1 tRNA gene, 1 other RNA gene and 1 pseudogene are annotated in these 1082 nt (G+C 68.4%); 2 read left to right on the plus strand and 1 reads right to left on the minus strand.

From position 1 onward, the window contains the following. Nucleotides 1-120: 120 nt before the first annotated feature. Nucleotides 121-501, plus strand: a pseudogene (locus AC08ON_RS08140) (hypothetical protein); the annotation flags it as partial. A 187-nt stretch (nt 502-688) separates the two neighbouring features. Here AC08ON_RS08140 and AC08ON_RS08145 read toward each other — a convergent pair. Then, nucleotides 689-773: transfer RNA gene (locus AC08ON_RS08145), tRNA-Ser, on the minus strand. Between the two features lie 106 nt (nt 774-879). On the opposite strand from AC08ON_RS08145, the gene ffs reads away from it, so the two are divergent. Beyond that, nucleotides 880-976: signal recognition particle sRNA small type (gene ffs / locus AC08ON_RS08150), an RNA gene on the plus strand. The last annotated feature ends 106 nt before the right edge of the window (nt 977-1082 follow it).

Consider the following 1082-nt stretch of genomic DNA (forward strand, 5'->3'; position numbering starts at 1 on the left):
ACTTACGGCTGGTCGAACGGCACGCTGCCCGACGAGCATGGGCAGCCGGTGGAGCTGTCGGAGCTGATGTTCACCCGCCCGGACGGGCGCTACCTCGACCCTCAGTGGGTGACCCGCCGGATGTGGCAGATCGGCCGCCGGGCCGGTCTGTGTACCAACATCCGGACCGCGGAGAAGGCCGGGGCGACCAAGCTTGTTGTCGGGGTGCGCTACCGGGACCCGGTCGGCCGCTGGACTCTGTATGTCGACCGTGAGCCGGTCGGCGAGGTGGCCGTGGTGTCCGCGGTTCGGTTGAGCGGGACCCGCGCGGAACTCACCCTGGCCGAGCCGTTGCCCGTCGCCGTCGAGGTCGGCGCCGAGCTCGGCCACGGTCTGCTCTCCCGCCGGCGGCTGCACGATCTGCGGCACTCTTCGGCCTCGATCCAGATCGCCGAGGGTGTCGACATCACGCTGGTGTCCAAGCGCCTCGGTCACTCTTCGACAGCGATCACGGGGACGCTCTACACGCATCTGCTGCGTTCGGCCGGGCAGAAGGCGGCCGAGACGGTGGCGGCGGCAGGGCCTCGCACGACGCGGCGTCCGCACCATGTCCTCACCGAGACGGGAGAGGCGTCGAGAGAGATCGGGGCCCATCGCGTTAAGCCTGGTCAGAAGGCTGTACGAGGCGGGAAGGCCGCGAAGATCGTTGCGGAGGATGCGAGATTCGAACTCGCGAGGGGTTGCCCCCAACACGCTTTCCAAGCGTGCGCCCTAGGCCACTAGGCGAATCCTCCGTGGATGAGACTATCTGATCGTTGCGGGGCCGGGCGCCGGGCCTGCCGCCGTGCCGCCCGGCAGACCTCGGAATTCATGATCGTCCATCACGGGCTAGACTGCACAGCAGACCCCTCGTGCGGCGTTACCCTCGTGAACCCCCCCAGGGCCGGAAGGCAGCAAGGGTAAGCGGGCTCTGGCGGGTGTGCGGGGGGTCCTCTCGTTTCGCCGATCGTCTCGTCGAGCACGCGGAGCAGGTCAGTGAGCACAGCGTTGTACAACCGGTACCGTCCCGCGACATTCGCTCAGGTCGTCGGCCAGGAGCACGT

Source organism: Frankia sp. CoWAU3 (assembly GCF_977971855.1).